We start from the raw sequence: 18012 nt of genomic DNA on the forward strand, positions 1-18012 counted from the left end.
CCGTTCGAGTCCCCGTGCTCGAGAAACGAGTCGCACTTCATGACCGCCGCTCTGCCCGGCCCGTCCTTCTCCGTCCACGACATCCCGTTCAGCATGTACGGGTCCTGGTTCGACATCTCACCCGTGGTGGCGGAGAAGACGTACGCCGAGGATCTCCATCTCGTCTCGCACCAGAACGGCATGCACGCCGTCCTGCGTCTGGCCACCGTGGACCCGTCGACGCGTGATCGCGCCGAAACCCGCGTCGAGGCGACACCGGGACTGCTCAGCTGGACCGGTGAGATCGGCCGTGTCGATCTGGCCTACGAGTCGCCGGACACCGTACGCCTGCGGGGAAGCGGCCTGGGCATCGGCGTCTTCGCGGCCGCGCAGGCCCTGACCCCGTTCAGCGGCACCTATTTCTTCCGCGACCCGGCGGCGAACGCGCACGTGTTCACGTCGTACGAGACCGGACGCCGGTACCGCGTCACCGTGCTGTCCGGCACCATCGCCCACACAGCCGGTGACCAGACCCTGGGCAGCGGCCACCGCGGCCTCATGGTGACCGCGGAGGCGGCCGGCGTCTGGGAGATCGCGGTGGAGGAACTCGACACCGCCCGCCCGCCGTACGCGTCGACAGTGACCTTCGGCAAGATCGTCGAGGCCGCGCGGAACTCCTTCGCGGACTTCGTCGACACGGTGGCCCCCTGGCGGTCGGCCGCGACCCCGGCCGCCGAACTCGCCGCGTACGTCGTGTGGTCCGCGACCGTACGCCCCGTGGGTCTGGTCACCCGGCCCGCCGTCCTGATGTCCAAACACTGGATGGACAAGGTCTGGAGCTGGGACCACTGCTTCAACGCCCTGGCCCTGGCCCCCGGTCGCCCCGAACTGGCCTGGGACCAGTACCACCTGCCCTTCGACCACCAGGACGAGACCGGGGCGCTGCCCGACTCGGTCACCCACTCCGAGGTTCTCCACAACTTCGTCAAACCGCCCGTCCACGGCTGGGCGTTCGGGCACCTGCGCCGTCGCCTGGCCACGCCGCCGGGCCGGGCGGAACTGGCCCAGACGTACGACAGGCTGGAACGCTGGACGAACTTCTGGCTCACCGCACGGCGCGCCACCGGAGCCGAGCTGCCCCACTACCAGCACGGCAACGACAGCGGCTGGGACAACGCCACCGTCTTCGACCCCGAGCGCGTCGTCGTCACCGCGGACCTGGCCGCCTTCCTCGTCCTCCAGCTCCGCGAACTCGCCGCCCTGGCCACGGACTTGGACAGGCCGGACGATGCCCGCCGGTGGACGGGGGCCGCCGAGGCGACCCAGGCGGCGATGCTCGATCAGCTCTGGACCGGTGACCGGTTCGTCGCCCGGGGAGTCGACAGCGGCGACACCTGGCACAGTGCCGGACTGCTCGACCTGATGCCGATCGTCCTGGGCGAGCATCTGCCGGAGGAGATCAGCGGCGTGCTCGCAGCCCGTGTCGAGGCCCACCTGACCCCGTACGGGCTGGCCACCGAGCTGCCGAGTTCGCCCCATTATCTGGCCGACGGCTACTGGCGCGGCCCCATCTGGGCCCCTGCCACGGTCCTCATCGAGGACGGCCTGCGCCGCGCCGGCCACCATGGACTGGCGGACGAGATCAGCGCCCGTTTCCGCAGCCTGTGCGAGAGCCATGGCTTCGCCGAGAACTTCGACGCCCTGACCGGAACGGGCCTGCGCGACCGCGCCTACACCTGGACCGCCAGCAGCTACCTCCTCCTCGCCGAAGCGCACGCGGGCCGTTCCCTTGACAGGAGGTCGTCGGTCGGGCTTTCTTAGACGCGTTGCGCATAACGCTACTGTTGTGCAATTCGCAACGTGGTAGTGGCCCCTACACCGCGGAGTAGCGCTCCAGATGACTCGCAAGCCACCTGCTGAGGACCCCGGCGACGCCCGTCTGCGAGTCGGTCCGCCGAAGGAGTACGCCGCCGGCCTCCCCGCGGTCACCTCCTCGCTGCGGCACGCCGGCGAACAGATGGGTGCCCGGCGCAGCCTGCTCACTCTGCTCCGGGTCAATCAGAAGGAGGGTTTCGACTGCCCGGGCTGCGCCTGGCCCGAACCCGAACACCGGCACCGGGCGGAGTTCTGCGAGAACGGCGCCAAGGCGGTCGCCGAGGAGGCCACCGTACGCCGGGTCACTCCGGACTTCTTCGCCGAGCACACCCAGGAGGACCTGCTCCCGCGCAGCGACTACTGGCTCGGGCAGCAAGGACGCCTCACCCACCCGATGTACCGCCCGGCCGGCGCGGACCGCTACCGGCCGATCTCCTGGGACGACGCGTTCGCCGTGATCGCCCGCGAGCTCACCGCGCTCGACCACCCGGACCAGGCCGCCTTCTACACCTCCGGACGGGCGAGCAACGAGGCCGCGTTCCTCTACCAGCTCTTCGTGCGGATGCTCGGCACCAACAACCTGCCGGACTGCTCCAACATGTGCCACGAGTCCAGCGGTTCGGCCCTGACGGAGACCATCGGGATCGGCAAGGGCAGCGTCAGCCTGGAGGATCTCCACGAGGCCGACCTCATCCTCGTGGTCGGCCAGAACCCCGGCACCAACCACCCCCGCATGCTCTCCGCGCTGGAGGAGGCCAAGCGGCGGGGCGCCCGCGTCATCGCGGTCAACCCGCTGCCCGAGGCGGGACTGCTCCGGTTCAAGAACCCCCAGAAGCCCTCCGGCGTCGTCGGCGGCGGCACCCGGCTGGCGGACCAGTTCCTGCAGATCAGGCTGGGTGGCGACCAGGCGCTGTTCCAGGCCTTCAACCGCATGCTGCTGGAGGCGGAGGACGAGGCGCCCGGCACCTGCCTCGACACCGCCTTCATCGGGCGGTACACGCATGGCTTCGAGGAGTTCGCCGAGCGCGCCCGCAAGGCCCCGTGGGAGGAGATCCTGGCGGCCACCGGCCTGTCCGAGGAGGAGATCCGCACGGCGTTCGGCCATGTGTCGGCCGCCGAGAAGATCGTCGTCTGCTGGGCGATGGGGCTCACCCAGCACAAGCACTCCGTGCCCACCATCCGGGACGTCGTCAACTTCCTTCTGCTGCGCGGCAACATCGGCCGCCCGGGCGCCGGACTCTGCCCGGTGCGCGGCCACTCCAACGTGCAGGGCGACCGCACGATGGGCATCTACGAGAAGCCGGACGCCGCGTTCCTGGACCGGCTCGGCGCCGAGTTCTCCTTCACACCCCCGCGGCACCACGGCCACGACGCGGTCGACAGCATCCGCGCCATGCGCGACGGTGACGTACGGGTCTTCGTCGCGCTGGGCGGCAACTTCGTCGCCGCGGCCCCCGACACCGAGCTGACCGAGCAGGCGCTGCGCAGGTGCCGGCTCACCGTCCAGATCTCGACCAAGCTCAACCGCTCGCATGTCATCGCCGGGGAGCAGGCCCTCATCCTCCCGTGTCTCGGCCGGACCGAGGCGGACCTGCGGCCGAGCGGGCCACAGCTGGTCACGGTGGAGGACTCCATGGGCATGGTGCACCTCTCGCGGGGACGGCTCGCCCCCGCGTCCGGGCACCTGCTCAGCGAGGTCGCCATCATCTGCCGGATGGCGCGGGCCACCCTGGGGGAAGGTCCGCGGGTGCCGTGGGGCGACTTCGAGTCGGACTACGACCGCATCCGGGACCGTATCGAACGCGTGATCCCCGGCTTCGAGGACTTCAACGTACGGGTACGGCGGCCGGGCGGCTTCGCGCTGCCCCACCCGCCCCGCGACGAGCGCCGGTTCCCGACCGCCACCGGCCTGGCCAACTTCACCGTGAACCTGCTGGAGAGCCCCCGGGTCCCGCCGGGCCGGCTGCTGCTGCAGACGCTGCGCTCCCACGACCAGTACAACACCACCATCTACGGCCTGGACGACCGCTATCGCGGCATCCACCAGGGCCGCCGGGTTCTCTTCCTGCGCCCCGACGACCTGACCGAGCGAGGCCTGGCCGACGGTGACCTCGTCGACATCGTCAGCGAGTACGGCGACGGGGTGGAGCGCAGGGCGCATGCCTTCCGGGCAGTGCCGTACCCCACGCCCCGGGGCTGCTGCGCCGCCTATTTCCCCGAGACCAACGTGCTCGTACCCCTGGACTCCACGGCGGCCATCAGTAACACCCCCACGTCGAAGTCCATCGTCGTCCGGCTGGAACCGGTGACCGCCGACGCGTAGCCCGGGGTTCGGCCGGCCGGGGTTCCACTGCACGGCCGTTCGCGGTGACGGGCCGATCGCGGTCGGGCAACTCAGCACCTCCGACCCCTTGACAGCCCTACCCGGGGCCCAGAGGGTTGTTTCCCATAGTGAATGCCGATGCATTATTCGCAACGACGCAGGACGGCGCCCGCTCCGCCTCCCCCTCCCTCGTCGATCTCCGATCCGCCCCGGCGCGCCGGTCGGCCAGGCGGAAGCACCGACGAGTCTCCATGACGTCGTCCGCGACAAGGACTCCACTGCCGTCTGTGGAAAGGACGAGCTGATGAACAACACCCGCGAAAGAGACGGGAGTCGAGGTCATCCCGTCGACGCGGATCTGCCCGGAAGCCCGGCGGCCTCCGGCGGCCCCCGCACCGACATGGTCGTCTTCGGCGTGGCCGCGGTTCTCACCCTTGCCTTCGTCGTCTGGGGAGCGACGGCGACCGACACGTTGGAGAGCGTGTCCGGGAAGCTGCTGGACGGGGTCATCCGCAACGGCGGCTGGGCATTCGTGCTCGCCGCCTCGGGCTTCGTGGTCTTCGCCCTGTGGCTGGCGATGAGCCGCTACGGGCGGATCACGTTGGGCGAGGAGGGTGAGCAGCCCGAGTTCCGCACGGTCTCCTGGATCGCCATGATGTTCAGCGCGGGTATGGGCATCGGCCTGATGTTCTACGGCGTGAGCGAACCGCTGTCGCACTTCGTCACGCCACCGCCGGGCACCGACCCGGCCGATGCCCACCAGGCCATGGAGACCGCCATGGCCACCACCCTCTTCCACTGGACGCTGCACCCGTGGGCGATGTACGCGGTGGTCGGCCTGGCCATCGCCTACAGCACCTTCCGACGTGGACGCCGGCAGCTGATCAGCGCCGTGTTCACGCCGCTGATCGGCGAGAAGCGGGCGAACGGCTGGGGTGGCCGGGTCATCGACATCCTCGCCATCTTCGCCACCCTCTTCGGTTCCGCGGCCTCCCTGGGGCTCGGCGCCCTGCAGATCGGCAGCGGATTCACCGGACTTGGCTGGCTTGGATCCGTCGGCACCGGCCTGCTGGTCGCCGTGATCGCGGTGCTGACCGTGGCGTTCGTCGCCTCGGCGGTGTCCGGGATCGCCAAGGGCATCCAGTGGCTGTCCAACATCAACATGGTGCTGGCGGTGACCCTGGCGGCCTTCGTCTTCCTCGTGGGGCCGACCATCTTCATCCTCGACCTGCTGCCCACCTCCATCGGCGCCTTCCTCGGCGACCTGACCCAGATGGCCGGGCGTACCGAGGCGTCGAGTGGTGAGGGAGTCGCCGACTGGCTGGCCGGCTGGACGGTCTTCTACTGGGCCTGGTGGATCTCGTGGACGCCCTTCGTCGGGATGTTCATCGCGCGGATCAGCCGCGGCCGGACCATCCGGCAGTTCGTGGGCGGCGTCATCCTGGTGCCCAGCACGGTCAGCCTGCTGTGGTTCGCGATCTTCGGCGGCTCGGCGATGCACCTGCAGGACGAGAAGCGCCTGAGCGACGCCGCGACCGCCCAGGGCCAGCTCTTCGACGTGCTCCAGCAGTACCCGATCGCCACGGTGACCAGCGTGGTCGTGATGATCCTCGTCGGGATCTTCTTCGTCTCCGGCGCCGACGCCGCCTCGATCGTGATGGGCACGCTCTCGCAGCGCGGATCCCTCGAACCGACCCGGGGCATCGTCATCTTCTGGGGCGTGCTGACCGGGGCGGTCGCCGCGATCATGCTGCTCATCGGCGGCGGCAAGGGCGACGCGCTCACCGGCCTGCAGAACCTCACCATCCTCGCCGCGGCACCCTTCACCCTGGTGATGATCGGCCTGTGTATCGCGCTCACCCGCGATCTGCGCCAGGACCCGCTCATCATCCGCAGGAGCAAGGGCAAGGAAGCCATCGAGACGGCCGTCATCGCCGGCCACGAGAAGTACGACGGCGACTTCGAACTCCGCATCGGCCCGTGCACGTCCACCGACGACACGGACTCCGCGCAGTCCCAGCCGTCCGAGCAGGCCACGCAACCCACGCAGGCCACGCAACCCACGCAGTCCACCTCCTCCTCCGCTCGCTGAGAGCGGCGGCACCCGCGCCCGGCGGGGTCGTGGCACCGCCCTGTGCGGCCACGACCCCGCCGGGCGTTCGCGCTGCCGTGCCGGGATCCCGGCCGGCCGGGAGAACCCTCGCCCCGCTCCTTGACCCCCGGTCGGCGCTCAACGATGCTGTGTTGCGACACGTGAGATGTGTGCCGTAATGAGCAACATCTGATTCAAGTCTCGACCAGCCGAGGAGTGGCCATGACGCACCAGGTCCGTGCTGTCGTCGCGCGGGGCAAGGGCGCCCCCGTCAGCCTGGAAACGATCATCGTGCCCGACCCGGGTCCGGGTGAGGCGCTGGTGAAGATCGAGGCCTGCGGGGTCTGCCACACCGATCTGCACTATCGCGAAGGCGGCATCAACGACGACTTCCCGTTCCTGCTGGGGCACGAGGCGGCCGGTGTCGTGGAGTCGGTGGGGGAGGGCGTCACCGATGTCGCGCCCGGAGATTTCGTGGTCCTCAACTGGCGTGCGGTGTGCGGTCAGTGCCGGGCCTGTCTGCGGGGCCGGCCGTGGTACTGCTTCAACACCCACAATGCCAAGCAGAAGATGACCCTGCTGGACGGCACCGAGCTCTCGCCGGCGCTGGGTATCGGCGCGTTCGCGGAGAAGACGCTGGTCGCGGCCGGGCAGTGCACCAAGGTCGACCCCACCGCGTCGGCGGCCGCCGCCGGTCTGCTGGGATGCGGCGTGATGGCGGGCATCGGGGCGGCCATCAACACCGGGAACGTCGGCCGGGGAGACTCGGTCGCCGTCATCGGCTGCGGCGGTGTCGGGGCCGCGGCGATCGCCGGGGCGAACCTGGCGGGCGCGGCCAAGGTCATCGCGGTCGACATCGACGACCGCAAGCTGGAGACGGCCCAGAAGCTCGGCGCGACCCACACCGTCAACTCCAAGAACGCCGACGCGGTCGAGGCGATCCGCGAGCTGACCGGCGGCTTCGGTGCCGACGTGGTGATCGAGGCGGTCGGCCGCCCGGAGACGTACAAGCAGGCCTTCTACGCCCGCGACCTCGCCGGCACGGTCGTCCTGGTCGGGGTGCCGGAAGGCCTTCGAGCGGATGCACCACGGCGACGTCCTGCGCTCGGTGGTGGTCCTCTGATGGCCGCCCGCATCGAACACCTCGTCACCTCGGGCACGTTCTCACTGGACGGCGGCACCTGGGACGTCGACAACAACGTGTGGATCGTCGGCGACGACGCCGAGGTGATCGTCATCGACGCCGCCCATGACGCCGACGCCATCGCCGAGGCCGTTGGCGACCGGCGCCTCACCGCGATCGTGTGCACCCACGCGCACAACGACCACATCGACGCCGCGCCCGAACTCGCGGCGCGCACGGGTGCCCCCGTCCTCCTCCACCCGGACGACCTGCCGCTGTGGAAGCAGACCCACCCCGACCGGGCGCCGGACGCCGAACTGACCGACGGCCAGGGCCTCACGGTGGCCGGCATCGAGCTGACCGTGCTGCACACGCCCGGCCATGCCCCCGGCGCGGTCTGCCTGTACGCGCCGGCCCTGTCGGCGCTCTTCAGCGGCGACACGCTCTTCGCGGGCGGGCCGGGGGCGACGGGGCGGTCGTACAGCCACTTCCCGACCATCGTCGAGTCGATCCGGGACCGGCTGCTGACGCTGCCGGAAGACACCGTCGTGCACACCGGACACGGGGACACGACCACCGTCGCCGCCGAGGCGCCGCACCTCCAGGAGTGGATCGACCGGGGCTTCTGACGCCCACCGGCGACCACGCACGCCCGCCCTCGGCTCGCGGCCGCTCGGGAGCCGATGCGGCGGGCTGTTGTTGTTCTATGTGAGTTGAGTTCTATATCGCGCAACGCAAGGAACGCCCCAGAGCGCCCTCTGAATGCCTTGACAAGGGTTCTGGGCGACCTCAGACTGATGTTGCGCTTACCGCAATCCGTTTCGTTATACGCACCGAGGTGTCATGATGATTCCCGCGTGCCGTCTCGAGGATCTCCCCCGAGGCGAGGCCCACCGGCTCGACATCGATCCGCCGGTCTCGGTGTTCCACACCGACGACGGCGAGCTCTTCGCCATCGACGACACGTGCACCCACCAGGACGCGTCGCTCGCCGACGGCTGGCTGGAGGGCTGCGAGGTGGAATGCCCGCTGCATGCTTCGAAGTTCGACCTGAGGACCGGTGCGGTGGACGCCCCGCCGGCCAAGCTTCCGGTCCGGACGCACGAGGTCCTCGTCGAGGGCGGCATGATCTACGTCCGTCTGTCCACCGAGGCGCCCAACCTGCCGCCCTGCATCGCGGCCCGGCTGGCCGGGGGCCCCGCGTGAGGACCGTCGCCGTGGTCGGCGCCTCGCTGGCCGGACTGTCGGCGGCGCGCTCACTGCGCAAGCAGGGCTACGACGGCCGTCTGGTCGTCGTCGGGGATGAGCTCCACCGCCCGTACGACAGGCCCCCGCTGTCCAAGGAGTTCCTCGCCGGCACCCTCGGCGAGGCCGAACTCGCCCTGGAGAGCGACGACGAGGACCTCGGGGCGGAATGGCTGCTCGGCGTCCGCGCCACCGGACTCGACCACCCCCGGCGTGTCGTCCGGCTCGGCGACGGACGGGAGGTGCAGGCCGATGGAGTCGTCATCGCGACCGGCGCTGCGGCACGCACCCTCCCCGGCTCCGAGGGTCTGGCCGGAGTGCACACCCTGCGCACCCTGGACGACGCCCGCGCCCTGCGGGACGAACTGGCCCGCGGCGGACGGCTGGTGGTGATCGGCGGAGGCTTCATCGGAGCCGAGGTCGCCTCCACCGCGTACGCCCTCGGGCTCGACGTGACCGTCGTCGAAGCGGCCCCGACGCCGCTCGCCGGACCGCTCGGCGAGACCATGGGTGCCATCGTCTCCGCCCTCCACGCCGACCACGGCGTACGGCTGGAGTGCGGCGTGGGCGTCAAGGGGCTGAGCGGGGAGACGCGCGTCGACGCCGTCCTGCTGGAGGACGGTCGCAGCATCGCCGCCGACATCGTCGTCGTCGGTGTGGGGGCACGCCCCAACGTCGAGTGGCTGGAAGGTTCCGGCATCGCACTGGACAACGGCGTCAAGTGCGGCGCCGACGGCCGCACCAGCCTGGCGGGCGTGGTCGCCGTCGGTGACTGCGCCAACTGGTACGACCCGCGCGCGGGTTTCCATCGCCGCGTGGAGCACTGGACCGGTGCTCGCGAGCGCCCCGACGCCGCGGTCGCCACGCTGCTGGCGGGCGGTGCGGTGGAACCGGGTGCGCCCCGGCCGCCGTACTTCTGGTCCGACCAGTACGGCGTGAAGATCCAGTTCGCCGGTCACGCGGCCGGCGCGGACAGCGTGACCATCGAGGCCGGCGCCGCGGACGACCGCGATGTCCTGGCCGTCTACCGGCGGGCCGGGGATCCGGTCGCCGTGCTCGGGATGAACCAGCCGCGGCTGTTCATGCGCTGGCGCAAGCAACTCGCCGCCGGCGCATCCTGACAGCGCCTGCCTCCCGGCGTCGCTGCCCGCATCTTGACACCGCCCCAGCGGCATCCCATGCTGCGGTTGCACATCGCACGCAGCGTTGCTCCATACACAACGCCGTCCGGAGTCGCTCTTCCCGGCGCGTGACCGACCCCTCCACGACGTTCTCCCGAGGAGTGCACCGTGACCTCGACCAGCCTGCCGGACAGCCTGATCGCCACTCTCCCCGGCTCCTCCTACACGGATCCGGGGATCTTCGCCCAGGAGCAGGAGCGCATATTCGAGACCATGTGGTTCTGCGTGGCGCGCGCCTCCGAGCTGGCGAAGCCCGGTGCCTTCCGCACCGTCGACGTGGGCCGCGAGAGCATCCTCGTCACCCGGGCGCGGGACAACTCCATCCGCGCGTACTTCAATGTGTGCCGGCACCGGGGCGCGAAGCTCTGCACGGAGCAGACCGGCGAGGTGAAGCGGGCCTTCCAGTGCCCGTACCACGCCTGGACGTACGACCTGAACGGCAAGCTCGTCGCGGCGCCCAACCTCACCAAGATGCCCGACGTGGGCCGTACCGAGTACGGCCTGGTGAGCGTGGCCGTGCGTGAATGGCTCGGCTATGTGTGGGTGTGCCTCGCGGAGAACCCGCCCTCGTTCGAGGAGGACGTCGTCGGTGAGATCGTCGCCCGCCTGGGGGACGTCGAGTCGCTCGAGCGCTACGGCATCGAGAGCCTCTCCGTCGGCAAGCGCATCACGTACGACGTGAAGTCCAACTGGAAGCTCATCATCGAGAACTTCATGGAGTGCTACCACTGCGCGACGATCCACCCCGAACTCACCGAAGTACTTCCGGAGTTCGCGGACGGTTACGCCGCCCAGTACTACGTGGGTCACGGCGCGGAGTTCGGCGAGGACGTCCAGGGTTTCACCGTCGACGGTTCCGAAGGCCTGGACCGCATCCCCGGGGTCGCCGAGGACCAGGACCGCCGGTACTACGCGATCACCGTCAGGCCCCAGGTGTTCATCAATCTCGTGCCCGACCATGTGATCTTCCACCGGATGTACCCGGTGTCCGTGGACCGCACGATCGTCGAGTGCGACTGGCTGTATCTGCCGCACGTCGTCGAGAGCGGCAAGGATGTCAGCCGGTCCGTGGAACTCTTCCACCGCGTCAACCAGCAGGACTTCGACGCCTGCGAGCGCACGCAGCCCGGAATGAGCTCCCGGATGTACGCCAAGGGCGGCGTGCTGGTGCCCAGCGAGCACCACATCGGCGCGTTCCACGACTGGGTGAACGAGCGCCTGGGCACCCCTCAGGGGTGACTCAGCCCAGGTATCCCATCCGGTGGCTGATCTCCTGGGCGCCCTTGAGCAGCACCGGGGACAGCTCGTGCAGGCGCTCCTCGGTCAACCGGTACCCGGGTCCGGAGGCGCTGAGCGCGGCGATGACCTCGCCATCCCGGTTGCGGACCGGGGCGGCCATCGCGTGCAGGCCGACCTCGAGCTCCTCCAGGGTGAAGGCGTAGCCCCGCTCGCGGGCCTCGGCGAGGTTCTTCTCGAGCTTCGTCTTCGCGGTGATGGTGCGCGGGGTGACCTTCTTCATACCGGCGGCGGCCAGCAGCGCGGCGCGCTCCTTGGCGGGCATGTGCGCCAGCAGGATCTTGCCGCTGGAGGTGGCGTGCAGGGGGGTCAGCTGGCCGACCCAGTTGTGCGCGGTGATGGCCCCCGGGCCGCGCACCTGGTACAGGTTGATCGCGTAGTGCTCCTGCATCACGGCGATGTTGACGGTCTCGCCGATCTCCTCGGCGAGACGCTCGCAGACCGGACGGCCCTGCTGAGTGATGTCGATACGGCCGGTGACCGCGCCGGCCAGGCGAACGATGCCGAAGCCGAGCCGGTACTTGCCGCGCTCGCCCGCCTGCTCGACCAGACCGCGCGCCTCCAGGGCTCCGAGCAGACGGAAGGCGGTGGACTTGTGCACCTCGATCTCGCCCGCCACCTCGCTGACGCCCGCCTCGCCACGCTGCGCGAGGATCTCCAGGACGCTGATGGCTCGGTCGACCGACTGCACGCCGCCGGTTTGCGAGTTTGACGTTTCCGTGTCAGGGCTGTAGTTGCTCACAGTGAAACTATACGCGTAGTAAACAACGTAACGGCAAGCAACCGCAGCGTAATAAAGCCGTTAGAGGTTGCGTGGTTCGCAACCTGGTGCGTATCGCGATACCAGCGCTAGCATGCCTCGCACATCTACGGCGCGAGCGAGACGAGGCACCATGGCTCCTGTGCAGTACGACTTCGTCATCGTCGGCGGCGGATCGGCCGGCAGCGCACTGGCGAACAGACTCTCCGCCGACCCGGCCAACCGGGTCCTGGTCCTGGAGGCGGGCCGCTCGGACTATCCGTGGGACGTCTTCATCCACATGCCCGCGGCGCTGACCTACCCCATCGGCAGCCGGTTCTACGACTGGAAGTACGAGTCCGAGCCCGAGCCCCACATGGGCGGCCGGCGCGTCTACCACGCGCGCGGCAAGGTACTGGGCGGCTCCAGCAGCATCAACGGCATGATCTTCCAGCGCGGCAACCCCATGGACTACGAACGCTGGGCGGCCGACCCGGGCATGGAGACCTGGGACTACGCACACTGTCTGCCGTACTTCCGGCGCATGGAGAACTGTCTGGCGGCCGACCCGGACGACGAGTTCCGCGGCCACGACGGCCCTCTCGTCCTCGAACGCGGCCCGGCGACCAACCCCCTCTTCGACGCCTTCCTCAAGGCCACCGAGGAGGCGGGCTACGCGCCCACGGACGACGTCAACGGCTACCGGCAGGAAGGTTTCGCCAAGTTCGACCGGAATGTCCATCGTGGGCGTCGGCTGTCAGCCTCGAAGGCGTACCTCAAGCCCGCGATGAAGCGGCCGAACCTCACCGTCAAGACCCGTGCCCTCGTCACGCGCGTCCTCTTCGAAGGCAAGCGCGCCGTCGGTGTCGAGTTCCAGCGCGGCCGGGGCGCGCTCCAGCAGGTCCGCGCCAAAGAAGTCATCCTCTGCGGCGGCGCCATCAACTCCCCGCAGCTGCTCCAGCTCTCCGGCGTCGGCAACGCCGCCGAGCTGGCCGCCCTCGGCATCGAGGTCGTCCACGACCTCCCGGGCGTCGGCGAGAACATGCAGGACCACCTGGAGGTGTACATCCAGTACGCCTGCAAGCAACCCGTCTCCATGCAGCCGTATCTGGCGAAGTGGCGGGCCCCGTTCATCGGCCTGCAGTGGCTGTTCAGGAAGGGCCCGGCCGCGACCAACCACTTCGAGGCCGGTGGCTTCGCCCGCAGCAACGAGGACGTGGACTACCCCAACCTGATGTTCCACTTCCTGCCCATCGCGGTCCGCTACGACGGCTCCGTGCCCGCCGGCGGCCATGGCTACCAGGTGCACGTCGGGCCCATGTACTCCGACGCCATCGGCTCGGTGAAGATCAAGAGCAGGGATCCGCGCGAGCACCCGGCTCTGCGCTTCAACTACCTCTCCACCGAGCAGGACCGCCGTGAGTGGGTCGAGGCGATCCGGGTGGCGCGCAAGCTCCTCAACCAGCCCGCGCTCGCCCCCTACAACGACGGGGAGATCTCCCCCGGACCGTCGGTGGAGACCGACGAGGAGATCCTCGCGTGGGTGGCCAAGGACGGCGAGACCGCGCTGCACCCGTCCTGCACCTGCAAGATGGGCACCGACGAGATGTCCGTCGTCGACCCCGCCAGCATGCGGGTGCACGGAGTCGAGGGACTGCGCGTGGTCGACGCCTCCGTCATGCCGTACGTGACGAACGGCAACATCTACGCCCCGGTCATGATGGTCGCCGAGAAGGCCGCCGACCTGATCCTCGGCAAGGAGCCGCTCGCGCCGTCGAAGGCCGCGTACTACCGCCACCGTGACGCCCAGAAGCAGGCGGAGTAGGAATTGGGCACCGCAGGGCTCCGGGCGCTGCTGAACAGCGTCCGCTACGAGGTACTGCCGGCGAAGGCGACCGAGGACAAGGTCCTCGCCCATGTCCCGCGCGGCGTCGTCGTCACCGTGACGGCGTCGCCGGTCAAGGGCCTGGAACCGACCCTCGACCTCGTCGGCCGGCTGGCGGCGCACGGCTACCGGGTCGTCCCGCATGTGCCGGCGCGGCTGCTGCGGGACGACGCGCACCTGAAGGAGGTGGTCGACCGGCTGCGCGAGGCGGGCGTGGAGGACGTCTTCGTCCCGGCCGGCGACGCCGACCCGCCCGCCGGGGTCTACGACGGGGCACTGCCGGTCCTGCGCAGGCTGACCGAGTTGGGCAGCCCCTTCGCCCGCGTCGGCGTCACCGGCTACCCCGAGAGCCATCCGCTCATCCACGACGACGTCACCATCCAGGCGATGTGGGACAAGCGCGAGCACGCCACGTACATCGTGAGCAACCTGTGCTTCGACCCGCGCGTGCTGGGGGACTGGATTGCCCGTATACGACGCCGGGACGTCACGCTGCCTTTGCACGTGGGTGTCGCCGGGCCCGTGCAACGGGCGAAGCTGCTCGCCATGGCGACGAAGATCGGCGTGGGGGAGTCGACCCGCTTCCTGACGAAGCACGCCTCGTGGTTCGTGCGTTTCGCGGCGCCCGGCGGGTATGCCCCCGAGCGGCTGCTGACCCGCACGGCGGAGGCCCTCACGGCACCCTCGGCGGGAGTGGCAGGCCTGCACCTGTTCACGTTCAACCAGATCGCCGAGACGGAGCGGTGGCGCCGCGCGCTGCTGGACCGGTTGGGCGGCTGACCCGGGAGAAGGATGGCAACGGACATCGCATGGAAGCTGACCCGAACCTTCAACAGCTCGTGGGGTGACGTCCGTTGGGACCGGCTGGGGCAGCCCGGTCGGCCGCCGGTCGTCCTGCTGCACGGCACGCCCTTCTCGTCGTACGTCTGGCGTGCCGTCGCCCGCTCGCTCACCCGCCACCACCAGGTGTTCGTCTGGGACATGCCCGGCTACGGAACCTCCGAGAAGGCCACCGGACAGGATGTATCACTGGCAGCGCAGGGCCGCGCCTTCACCGAACTCCTGAGCCATTGGGGCCTTGCGGAACCGCTCGTGGTCGCCCACGACTTCGGCGGCGCCGTCGCCCTGCGGGCGCACCTGCTGCACGGCGCCCGTTACCGCGCCCTCGCCTTGGTGGACCCGGTCGCGCTGGCGCCGTGGGGCTCGCCGTTCTTCCGGCTGGTCCGCGAGCACGCCGACGTCTTCGAGCGGTTGCCGCCCACGCTGCACGCCGCGCTGGTGCGTGAGTACGTCACCTCCGCCAGCAGCCCCGGCCTGCACCCGGCGGTCCTCGACCGGCTCGTCGAGCCCTGGCTGGACGGCCCCGGCCAATCGGCCTTCTACCGGCAGATCGCCCAGGCCGACCAGCGCTACACCGACGAGATCCAGGGCCGGTACGGCGAGATCGGCATCCCCACGCTGGTCTGCTGGGGCGAGGACGACACCTGGATCCCGGTGGCGAAGGGCCGCGAGCTCGCCGCTCTGATCCCCGGCGCACGCTTCGAACCGATCGCCGGCGCCGGCCACCTCGTCCAGGAGGACGCTCCCGCGGAACTCACGGCCGCGCTCATCGCCTTCCTCCAGCAGGAGTCGTGATCGGGGCACGATGCCCCTCTGGTCGTATACGAACAAGGGCGGGACCGGAACCCGGTCCCGCCCCCTGGCGCGTGTGGTTCAGCGGAAGACGACCGTGCGGTTGCCGTCCACCATCACGCGGCTCTCGCTGTGCCACTTCACCGCGTGCGCGAGCACCTGCGCCTCCACGTCCCGCCCGACCGTCACCAGCTCGCCCGGGTCGAGCGAGTGGTCCACCCGGACCACGTCCTGCTCGATGATCTGGCCCTCGTCCAGGTCCGACGTCACATAGTGCGCCGTCGCGCCGACGAGCTTGACTCCGCGCTGGTAGGCCTGGTCGTAGGGGCGCGCGCCCTTGAAGCTGGGGAGGAAGGAGTGGTGGATGTTGATGGCGCGGCCCTCCAACTGCTTGCACAGGTCGTCGGAGAGGATCTGCATGTAGCGGGCCAGGACCACCAGGTCGATGTCCAGGTCGCGTACCAGCTCCAGCAGGCGCGCCTCGGCCTCGGGCTTGGTGTCCTTGGTCACCGGGATGTGGTGGAAGGGGACGCCGTAGGTCTCCGCGAGCCCCTCGAAGTCCCGGTGGTTGGAGACGATCGCGGGGATCTCGATGTTGAGGGCGCCGGTGCGCCGGCGGAAGAGCAGGTCGTTCAGGCAGTGGCCGAACTTGGAGACCATGATCAGCGTCCGGGTCGGCGTGGCCGCTTCCGTCAGGGTCCAGGAGATGCCGTAGGCCTGGGCCACGGGACCGAACCGGTAACGCAGACCTTCCAGCTCGACGTTCGGATCGGAAACGTCGAAGTGGACCCGCATGAAGAAGCGGCCCTGAAGTCGGTCGTCGAACTGCTGGCTTTCCAGGATGTTTCCGGAGTTCCTGACGAGAAAGCCGCTCACGGCGTGAACCAGTCCCGCGCTGTCGGGACAGGAGAGGGTCAGGACGTACTCACGGCCAGGGCGGGGTCGGGGGGACATGGGCGGCCTCCGTCGGTGCGTATTGCACAACAAGGTGAGCGATACGCAACATGGTCTGCTCGGCGCCGCTTGCGGTCAAGGGTGGATGGGTAAAGGGGTGCATGGTGAAATCGTCATCCGCCAACCTCTTGACGCCGGTCTGTCCATTCGACACTGTGTTCCACCACAAGCAATCGGGTGCACGATGCGCAACGAATTTCCCTTGAAAGGCTCGTCGCGTGGCAGACCTGTACGTGGATGGCGAATGGCGGGATCCGATCGCCGGTGGGCACCGGGACATCCGATGTCCCGCCGACGGCACGCTCGCGGCGACCGTATCGGAGGCGACACGCCCCGACACCGAGGCCGCGATCGCGGCGGCCCGGCGCGCCTTCGACGTGGGGCACTGGCCGAACACCCCCGAGCGTGAGCGCGGCGCGCTGCTGCTGCGCACCGCCGACATCCTCGAGCGCGACGCCAAGGATTTCGCCCGCGCCGAGTCCCTGGACACCGGCAAGCGACTGGTGGAGAGCGAGTACGACATCGCCGATGTCGTCTCCTGCTTCCGCTACTACGGCGGCCTCGCGGGCACCGACGCGGGCCGCGCGATCGACACCGCCCGCGACGACGCAGTGAGCCGGGTGGTCTACGAGCCGGTCGGGGTGTGCGGGCTCATCACCCCCTGGAACTATCCGCTGCTGCAGGCGAGTTGGAAGGTCGCTCCGGCGCTCCTCGCCGGCAACACGATCGTCCTCAAGCCCAGCGAGCTCACCCCCTCCACCTCCATCCTGTTGATGAAGGCGCTGGAGGAGGCGGGGATCCCGGCCGGCGTCGCGAATCTCGTCCTGGGCGCCGGGCCCGAGGTGGGCGCACCGCTGTCCGAGGACCCGGCCGTGGACATGGTCTCCTTCACCGGAGGCCTGGAGACCGGCAAGCGGATCATGGCCACCGCCGCCGCGACCGTGAAGAAGGTCGCGCTGGAGCTCGGCGGCAAGAACCCCAACGTCGTCTTCGCCGACGCCGACTTCGAGACGGCCGTCGACTTCGCCCTCACGGCCGTCTTCCTGCACTCGGGGCAGGTCTGCTCGGCCGGTGCCCGGCTGATCGTCGAGGACTCCCTGCACGACCGCTTCGTCGACGAGGTCGTCCGCCGGGCCCGGCAGATCCGGCTCGGCGGCCCCTTCGACCCCGACGCCGAGACAGGTGCGCTGATCTCCGCGCAGCACCTGGAGAAGGTCGAGGCGTACGTCGCGGCCGGCCTCGCCGAGGGTGCCGTACTGCGCTGCGGCGGCGCCCGGCCCGACGACCCCGCGCTGGCAGGCGGCCACTACTATCCGCCCACCGTGCTCGACGAGTGCCGGCAGGACATGCGCGTGGTGCACGAGGAGTCCTTCGGGCCCGTGCTGACCGTGGAGCGCTTCACCGACGAGGACGACGCCGTACGCATCGCCAACGACACCGAGTACGGGCTCGCCGGAGCCGTGTGGACGCAGGACGCCGGCAAGGCCCAGCGGGTCGCCGGGCGGCTGCGTCACGGCACGGTGTGGATCAACGACTACCACCCCTATGTGCCGCAAGCGGAATGGGGTGGCTTCGGGCACTCGGGCGTGGGCCGGGAGCTGGGACCGACCGGCCTGAACGAGTACCGAGAGCCCAAGCACATCTGGCAGAACATCCAACCCCGGCCGCAGCACTGGTTCCGCGGCTGA

The 18012-nt window shown here is 69.7% G+C and carries 13 protein-coding genes and 1 pseudogene; 12 read left to right on the forward strand and 2 right to left on the reverse strand.

Annotated features, from left to right (window positions below; genetic code table 11):
• Positions 1 to 39: 39 nt before the first annotated feature.
• The 8 genes and pseudogenes from IF78_RS0134730 (at position 40) to IF78_RS0134760 (ending at position 11057) form a co-directional block, all read left to right on the forward strand.
• On the forward strand, positions 40 to 1800 hold the full coding sequence (locus tag IF78_RS0134730) for an amylo-alpha-1,6-glucosidase (RefSeq protein ID WP_031486547.1): 1761 nt from the start codon (positions 40 to 42) through the stop codon (positions 1798 to 1800).
• A 76-nt stretch (positions 1801 to 1876) separates the two neighbouring features.
• Entirely contained in the window at positions 1877 to 4177 is a 2301-nt protein-coding gene (locus IF78_RS0134735; RefSeq protein ID WP_031486548.1) for an FdhF/YdeP family oxidoreductase, read from the forward strand.
• A 304-nt stretch (positions 4178 to 4481) separates the two neighbouring features.
• Entirely contained in the window at positions 4482 to 6269 is a 1788-nt protein-coding gene (locus IF78_RS0134740) for a BCCT family transporter (protein ID WP_037641915.1), read from the forward strand.
• A 222-nt stretch (positions 6270 to 6491) separates the two neighbouring features.
• A pseudogene (locus tag IF78_RS49920) lies at positions 6492 to 7334 on the forward strand (S-(hydroxymethyl)mycothiol dehydrogenase); the annotation flags it as partial.
• Positions 7335 to 7391: 57 nt separating this feature from the next.
• A complete protein-coding gene (locus tag IF78_RS49925; protein WP_031486551.1) occupies positions 7392 to 8021 on the forward strand; it encodes an MBL fold metallo-hydrolase in 630 nt (209 codons plus the stop codon).
• Positions 8022 to 8235: 214 nt separating this feature from the next.
• Positions 8236 to 8598, forward strand: a complete 363-nt coding sequence (locus IF78_RS0134750; protein WP_031486552.1) for a bifunctional 3-phenylpropionate/cinnamic acid dioxygenase ferredoxin subunit — start codon at positions 8236 to 8238, stop codon at positions 8596 to 8598.
• Complete coding sequence (locus IF78_RS0134755; RefSeq protein WP_031486553.1) at positions 8595 to 9758, forward strand: NAD(P)/FAD-dependent oxidoreductase; 1164 nt, start codon at positions 8595 to 8597, stop codon at positions 9756 to 9758. The genes IF78_RS0134750 and IF78_RS0134755 overlap by 4 nt, the downstream gene beginning before the upstream one ends.
• Before the next feature lie 168 nt (positions 9759 to 9926).
• Positions 9927 to 11057, forward strand: a complete 1131-nt coding sequence (locus IF78_RS0134760) for an aromatic ring-hydroxylating oxygenase subunit alpha (protein ID WP_031486554.1) — start codon at positions 9927 to 9929, stop codon at positions 11055 to 11057.
• Position 11058: 1 nt separating this feature from the next.
• Here IF78_RS0134760 and IF78_RS0134765 read toward each other — a convergent pair whose 3' ends face one another.
• Positions 11059 to 11805: an IclR family transcriptional regulator gene (locus IF78_RS0134765; RefSeq protein WP_031486555.1), complete on the reverse strand. Its 747-nt coding sequence runs from the start codon at positions 11803 to 11805 to the stop codon at positions 11059 to 11061.
• Positions 11806 to 12007: 202 nt separating this feature from the next.
• On the opposite strand from IF78_RS0134765, the gene betA reads away from it, so the two are divergent.
• The 3 genes from betA to IF78_RS0134780 are packed head-to-tail and all read left to right on the forward strand — an operon-like array spanning position 12008 to position 15373.
• Positions 12008 to 13678, forward strand: a complete 1671-nt coding sequence (gene betA, locus IF78_RS0134770) for a choline dehydrogenase (RefSeq protein ID WP_031486556.1) — start codon at positions 12008 to 12010, stop codon at positions 13676 to 13678.
• A gap of 3 nt (positions 13679 to 13681) precedes the next feature.
• On the forward strand, positions 13682 to 14518 hold the full coding sequence (locus tag IF78_RS0134775) for a methylenetetrahydrofolate reductase (RefSeq protein WP_031486557.1): 837 nt from the start codon (positions 13682 to 13684) through the stop codon (positions 14516 to 14518).
• A 12-nt stretch (positions 14519 to 14530) separates the two neighbouring features.
• Positions 14531 to 15373 carry an alpha/beta fold hydrolase gene (locus tag IF78_RS0134780; RefSeq protein ID WP_031486558.1) on the forward strand — a complete coding sequence of 281 codons (843 nt, stop codon included), beginning with the start codon at positions 14531 to 14533 and terminating at the stop codon, positions 15371 to 15373.
• 78 nt (positions 15374 to 15451) lie between these two features.
• Here IF78_RS0134780 and purU read toward each other — a convergent pair whose 3' ends face one another.
• The gene (gene purU, locus IF78_RS0134785) at positions 15452 to 16324 is read right to left on the reverse strand and encodes a formyltetrahydrofolate deformylase (protein WP_031486559.1); all 873 of its coding nucleotides are present in this window, start codon (positions 16322 to 16324) and stop codon (positions 15452 to 15454) included.
• A 218-nt stretch (positions 16325 to 16542) separates the two neighbouring features.
• On the opposite strand from purU, the gene IF78_RS0134790 reads away from it, so the two are divergent.
• Positions 16543 to 18012: an aldehyde dehydrogenase family protein gene (locus tag IF78_RS0134790; RefSeq protein WP_031486560.1), complete on the forward strand. Its 1470-nt coding sequence runs from the start codon at positions 16543 to 16545 to the stop codon at positions 18010 to 18012.

The sequence above is a fragment of the Streptomyces bicolor genome, assembly GCF_000719285.1.
Taxonomy (GTDB): domain Bacteria; phylum Actinomycetota; class Actinomycetes; order Streptomycetales; family Streptomycetaceae; genus Streptomyces; species Streptomyces bicolor.

Excerpts from the sequence above, each read along its gene's own strand:
- IF78_RS0134730 (WP_031486547.1), top strand. The coding sequence starts at position 40 with ATGACCGCCGCTCTGCCCGGCCCGTCCTTCTCCGTCCACGACATCCCG.
- betA (WP_031486556.1), top strand. The coding sequence starts at position 12,008 with ATGGCTCCTGTGCAGTACGACTTCGTCATCGTCGGCGGCGGATCGGCC.
- IF78_RS0134750 (WP_031486552.1), top strand. The coding sequence starts at position 8,236 with ATGATGATTCCCGCGTGCCGTCTCGAGGATCTCCCCCGAGGCGAGGCC.
- IF78_RS0134735 (WP_031486548.1), top strand. The coding sequence starts at position 1,877 with ATGACTCGCAAGCCACCTGCTGAGGACCCCGGCGACGCCCGTCTGCGA.
- purU (WP_031486559.1), bottom strand. The coding sequence starts at position 16,324 with ATGTCCCCCCGACCCCGCCCTGGCCGTGAGTACGTCCTGACCCTCTCC.
- IF78_RS0134740 (WP_037641915.1), top strand. The coding sequence starts at position 4,482 with ATGAACAACACCCGCGAAAGAGACGGGAGTCGAGGTCATCCCGTCGAC.
- IF78_RS49925 (WP_031486551.1), top strand. The coding sequence starts at position 7,392 with ATGGCCGCCCGCATCGAACACCTCGTCACCTCGGGCACGTTCTCACTG.
- IF78_RS0134780 (WP_031486558.1), top strand. The coding sequence starts at position 14,531 with ATGGCAACGGACATCGCATGGAAGCTGACCCGAACCTTCAACAGCTCG.